Origin of the sequence: Flavobacterium frigoris (assembly GCF_900111075.1) — a bacterium.
Classification (GTDB): domain Bacteria; phylum Bacteroidota; class Bacteroidia; order Flavobacteriales; family Flavobacteriaceae; genus Flavobacterium; species Flavobacterium frigoris.
The window spans coordinates 55,943-61,942 of sequence record NZ_FOFZ01000019.1; the positions used below are offsets into that span (position 1 = coordinate 55,943).

Genomic DNA, 6,000 nt, shown 5'->3' on the forward strand with positions numbered 1-6,000 from the left:
TCCCTTTTTTTTGTTCGATCATAATTTTATGATTTGTTTTCTTTATTATAAACTCCTATAAATTTTTAATTACAAATTCACTGCGCCTATTCAACTCATGCTGTTCTTCCGTACAAGATTCACTCGGCTCGCATTTATTAATTTGAACACTTTCACCGTATCCTTTGGCAATAATTCTCTTACTGGAAATTCCTTGGCTTACGAAATATTCTTTTGTTGATTGCGCTCTATTGGATGAAAGCTTCAAGTTATAATGATTATTTCCGCGGTTATCCGTATGCGAACCAATCTCTATAACCATATCAGGATATTTCTTCATTAATTCAATCACGCGATTTAAGATTGGTTTTGATTCTCTACGAATATACCATAAATCATAATCGAAATAGATGGGATCCGTTTTCACTATTAAACGACCATTATCTTTTACCACATCTTTTTCGGTCGCAATTATATTATCCAGTTTTTCTTTCTTCTTATTTTGGGCATCTACAATTGCTTTTTCAGCTGCAATTTGTTTGTCTTTCTTAACTTTTTCAACTAACGCTACTTCTTCTTTTTTCTTTTGCTCAAGCAAAACTAGATGCTGCTTTTCCTTCTCTTCAAGCGCAAAATGCTCCTCTTTTCTTATCGCTTCCATAGATTTTAAAGACATCGAAGCATCATTTGTTTTCTTTCGTTCTTTTTGAAGTTGAAAAAACTTTGAATCCTTTGTATAATCTTCTTTAGATGCTAATACAAAGTAGGCTGTTTCACAAGTCACCGTGAAACTGAATTTTCCGTCTTTTGCTGTTGTAAAGTATTCAATTTCGATCTTATCGCCATTTTGTAAACGAACTAAAGTATTGCCTAAAGGAAGATTTGTATCCACATCAGTTATAATTCCTGCAATAAACTGCATACAATCTTCGATAAGTAGTGGTTTTATTTCTTTCAGCTGATATATATCATCGTTCCCTTTTCCACCAATCCTGTTAGAAGAGAAATAACCCTCTTTATTATCGGAATCAATAGTAAAAGAAAAATCATCATAACCGGAATTTACCGGCAAACCTACATTTAATGGTTTAGAAAACTCATTCGACTGTATTTCCGACACAAAGACATCCAATGATCCAAATCCAGCATGTCCATTAGAAGAAAAATACAATTTGCTATCTTTTGATATGAAAGGAAACTGCTCTTTTTTACTGGTATTAATTTTAACCCCCAAGTTTATTGGAACTCCATAGTCCTCACCATTGATAGCAACGCTAAAAATATCAAAAGAGCCTAACGTACCAGGCATATCTGAAGCAAAATACAATATTTTTTCGTCACTACTAAGTGCTGGATGTTCCACCGAATAATCATCACTATTAAAAGGAAGTGAAACTACATTTGTCCATTTATTATCCACCAGTTCAGCCTTAAAAATTTGAAGATTTGATACTTTATCTTTGTTTTTACCTCTTCTCCCTTTTTTATAATTATTTCTAGTAAAATATATTGTATTTCCATCTTTAGTAAAAACAGGATTTGATTCATGCATAGAGGTATTTAATTCCTTAGAAAAATAATCTACAATAGAATCACTAGAATTGATATTAATTAAAGGGATTTTCATCAACTCAAGGTACTGTTCGTTATTCCACTTGTATACTTTATCAAACAAACCATGCTTCGTTTTGACCCCAGAAAAAATTAAGCTTTCACCTTGTTCAACAGCTCCAAATTCAGAATTAACCGTATTTATCGCCAAATTTTTAATTTCAAATCTATTATCCAATACAGATACATTTCCAAGTTCCTTGTTTTCTTTTTCCAATTTAGATAAGGCTTCGATGTTATTTGAACTAATAAAATAATCCTTAAGAACCTGATTTGATTCTTCGTAATTTCCTGTTGCCTTCAAGGTTTGTGAATACCTAAAATAATATTCTTCTTCAAGATCTTTATTAAATCTAGCAAGCAAAACCCGATACTGCCTTTGTGCATAAGGATAATCATTGGTATAATAATAACAATCCGCTAAGTTTTTAACCACTTCAAAAGAGCTGTTTTCTAGAAGAATATTTTCATACAAAGGAATTGCTTCGCTATAAAAGGTTTTTTCAAAAAAGCGTTTGGCCCTTTTTAAATCTTGAGATTGGGCATTTATAAGCTGTATTGAACAGACAATTATAATTAGGAGTATTCTTTTCATGTTTACTTTTTTAGAAGAATCTTGGTGATTTATCATATCCTTTACTTAATAAATCTAGATTAAATAATATAAAAATTTCATGTGTTCCGGAGTTAAACTGTCCAAGATTAGAAATCGTATAATCATATGCGTATCCAACTCTAATACTTGGAGTTGCTTTTACATTCATCAATGCACTTACGGCATCGCCTACTCTATAAGCAGCACCAAACTCGAATCTATCATTATACAAAACATTGCCAGAAATATCTAAAGTGACTGGAGCTCCTTTGATAAATTTTGACATAAATGCCGGTTTTAATTTAAATGAATCCGATAATCTAAAAACATAACCTCCGGTAAAAAAGGAATGAATTTTTTCTGAACCAAAAGCACTAATTCCAGAACGCTCCTCAATATGTTTAGAAGAAAACAAATTTGGCGCAGATAAACCTATATAATATTTATCCGTGAAGTAAAATGCTCCAATACCAACATTAGGGAATATTGCATTTACGTTTTCCGAGAAAGCAAGATCCGTACTAGCATTCCCACTCTCAAAAACAAAACCATTAAAATTAGTTTTAAAAGAGGTAAGACCAGCTTTCAATCCAAGAGAAAGTCTGTGTGAATTATTTAATCGGAGCACGTATGCAAAATCTGCAAAAAACTTATCTTCCTTTTTTGCACCATCTCCAATATCATCAGAAACCAATGAAAACCCCACCTCTACTTTTTTGTTGACAGGCATGTGCGCAAAAAGTGTCATAGTTTTTGGAGCCCCAATTGCACCAACCCACTGTGTTCTATATAGTATTCCTACGTCTAACATAGATTGCATTCCCGTTGCATAGGCAGGATTTACCGTGCTCATGTTATACATATAGTGAGTATATTGCGCATCTTGTTGCGCCGTCACATTTATTATAAAAAATAAAAAACTTACAAATAGTATTGTTTTTTTCATTTGAAATTAAGTTTAAAGTAAGGAATGCTGACTACCTATTCAAGTAAAGTTGCCCTTGTTTTGGTGCTTTATTACCTTTATTATGATTGATTATATAAAAATAAACGCCGTTCGGAGCTACTCCATCAATGCCAATTTTGAAATCAGAATTTTTACCATCCCATTCCAATTTGTTTTTATTACCACTAAACAAAAGATTTCCATATCTACTGTAAATATCTAAGGTGAAATTTGGATAAATAAACTCGATGTTTCGAATTCTGAAACTGTCATTTACCCCATCACCGTTTGGTGAAAAACCATCAGGAATAAAAAATTCAGGAGTGACATCACAATTAGTAAGCGATACAGTCACCTCCACAACATCCGAATAACATGTTGTGGTACTTGAATAGCTAAAGCCGTAATAGGCAGCCCCCTCTTTAAGCAAAGCTGTCGTGGCTAATTTATTCCCATTTACAGCAGCGTCATACCATTCAATCGTTCCACTTGCTGTCGTAATAGCCGTCAAACTATTTACAGTGGGTTTATCCAAACCACAAAAATTTAATGGGTCTTGAACTAAAACCGGCGTACCTAATTCATTTACTCTAACATTAAGTACTGCTCTTCCAGATTCACACTTAGTAACCACATTCACTTCCTTAACATAATAATTTTTTGTTACCAAAAGGGTATTGTTATTTAATGCAGTCGTACTTGTTAACGAATCAAACCATTGGTATTGGGTTCCCTTTGGTACTAAATTGGCAATAGTCGCCTTATCATTTTTGCAAAATTGTTGGTCATCTACAATTGGTAAATTTGGAATTGTATTAATCGTGAAACTCTTTGAGCCAATATTTATTATGGCTCCACAACCGTTTGTATTATCGATAATATCCGTAAGAACCAAAGTTGTGATCCCAGTACTTATTAATAACGCCGATGGTATGGCAAAACTAGCAGCACCAGAGTTAACTTCTACCGTTACCGTTTCATTGAGCGCTGTATTCGCTCCCGTAAGATTATAGCTTAAAGTAATATTCGTTAAAATTCCTAATCCGGATAGCAGCACTGAAACGGGTTGGTTCTCACAGACATCTTTTACGTCCAAGACAAGTCTTGAAACATCCGGTAATGGATTAACAACGAATATTTTAGATAAAGTTGATGTATTAGTACACCCAGTAGTTAGATTTGTAATTTTTTTAACTGCGAATGTCGTGTCTCCGTCAATAGCAATCAACCCAAATGGAATTAGAATATCACCTACTACGCCGTTTATAACCTTAAAATTCGCTTGCTGTGCAATAGCACTGTTTTTTCCTGATAAATTATAAATTATACTGTAATTCCCATCTGCTAAATTGATGTTACCCGAAATTATAACCTTTGCGCTTTCTCCTTTACAAACAGCATTAATAATTAAAGTACCACTATTAATTCTCGGCATTGGATTTATATGTAACATATCAGAAATAAGGCCTATGACATTGTTACAAAGACCAAGACCTCCCACTTTCACAATATCAGTTATAGTGACAGTATAATCGTCAACTTGTGGAAAATTAAGTCGATTTATATCAAAAGTCAAAACACCATTAGCAAAACTGGCAGTTACCGAATCCGATACTGTAGATGAAGTCCCACCAATTTTATAAGACACAAGATAATTACCATCCGGAATACCTTGATTTCCTTCACTTAAAACAGCTTTATATGTTGCTGTAGCGATATCCATTTCACAAATATCAGAATTTACAACCAGATTGGCTCCTGTAAAATCAAGTTGCTTCTCTATTAAAATACTTACAGTACTTGTTTTCTCGTTACAAATAGTGTTATCTGCACCTATTGGTTTAACGGTATAGACAAAATTATAGACTCCCGCTCCTAAAGTACTATAAATATGCTGTACATCAACTGTAGAATCGCTAACTCCTGCTAATTCAGAAGTTGAAAATTCCTTCCAAAGACCATTAGGATCTTCTCCAGTTAACAAATCAAATAAGTTTAAATTACTATATGCCATTAAATTATCTGAACATATCTTTAAATCAGTAGGAACACCAGGTTCTGGAGCACGCTTAACAGTCACAAGTATCGTAGAAGACTTAGACGAACAACCACCTATTGCAGGCATAGTATAGGTGAAGTAATGTGGCCCCAATCCAGCAACAGTAGCATTAAGATAATTTCCGCTTATTGCACCTGTACCATCATCGTCATGCCAAATTCCGTTCGATTGTGGACTTAGAAAATCACCTTTAAAACCTAGAAACAAATTAAAGGTTTCATTATCGCTACAAGCTGGAACTCCTAGGTTTGAAACTCCAGCATATCCCCCAACAGTTACGAAAACGGTAGTTGGAGAACTACCCACTGCAGCATATGTATAACTAAAAATACCTGAAAGTCCTATTGCTTGAACGTCTAAAATACCAGTAACTGGGTTCAAGCCTCCGGTAAAGGAATCGTCATTCCAAATTCCACCCGGAATATAAGATACTAATGCGCAAAAAAGATTAACCGTTTTACTACTGAAATCAGAAACGTTACAAACAACAATGCTATTATTGGTTGGGTCACACTGCGCAGAAGCATTAGATCTAGATAAAAATAACCCTAAGATAATAATAAAATGTAAAAATCTGAGTTTTGGCGGGAAAGGTAGTTTTAAAGCCATAAATATTTCTTTAGTTTAATTCAAAAATACATTATTTATTGTACTAATTATTTTAATTAGCAGAAATAATCTTACACTAAACCACATTTACTGCAAACAAAAAAAGCCTATCTTTTCAGACAGGCTTTTCAAAAGAAAGGCGACGACATACTCTCCCACATAACTGCAGTACCATCTGCGCAGGCGGGCTTAACTACTCTG

3 protein-coding genes are annotated in these 6,000 nt (G+C 33.8%); all 3 read right to left on the reverse strand.

The window, feature by feature from the left end:
* Positions 1–55 precede the first annotated feature (55 nt).
* The 3 genes from BMW63_RS16650 to BMW63_RS16660 are packed head-to-tail and all read right to left on the reverse strand — an operon-like array spanning position 56 to position 5,799.
* Positions 56–2,185 (reverse strand): OmpA family protein, encoded by a 2,130-nt coding sequence (locus tag BMW63_RS16650; RefSeq protein WP_074724594.1) that lies wholly within the window; start codon positions 2,183–2,185, stop codon positions 56–58.
* A gap of 10 nt (positions 2,186–2,195) precedes the next feature.
* Positions 2,196–3,131, reverse strand: a complete 936-nt coding sequence (locus tag BMW63_RS16655; protein WP_074724589.1) for a PorP/SprF family type IX secretion system membrane protein — start codon at positions 3,129–3,131, stop codon at positions 2,196–2,198.
* A gap of 31 nt (positions 3,132–3,162) precedes the next feature.
* Complete coding sequence (locus tag BMW63_RS16660) at positions 3,163–5,799, reverse strand: gliding motility-associated C-terminal domain-containing protein (RefSeq protein WP_074724590.1); 2,637 nt, start codon at positions 5,797–5,799, stop codon at positions 3,163–3,165.
* Positions 5,800–6,000 lie beyond the last annotated feature (201 nt).

Bases quoted from the DNA above. Each gene is read 5' to 3' on its own strand.
- BMW63_RS16650 (WP_074724594.1), bottom strand. From the start codon at position 2,185: ATGAAAAGAATACTCCTAATTATAATTGTCTGTTCAATACAGCTTATA.
- BMW63_RS16655 (WP_074724589.1), bottom strand. From the start codon at position 3,131: ATGAAAAAAACAATACTATTTGTAAGTTTTTTATTTTTTATAATAAAT.
- BMW63_RS16660 (WP_074724590.1), bottom strand. From the start codon at position 5,799: ATGGCTTTAAAACTACCTTTCCCGCCAAAACTCAGATTTTTACATTTT.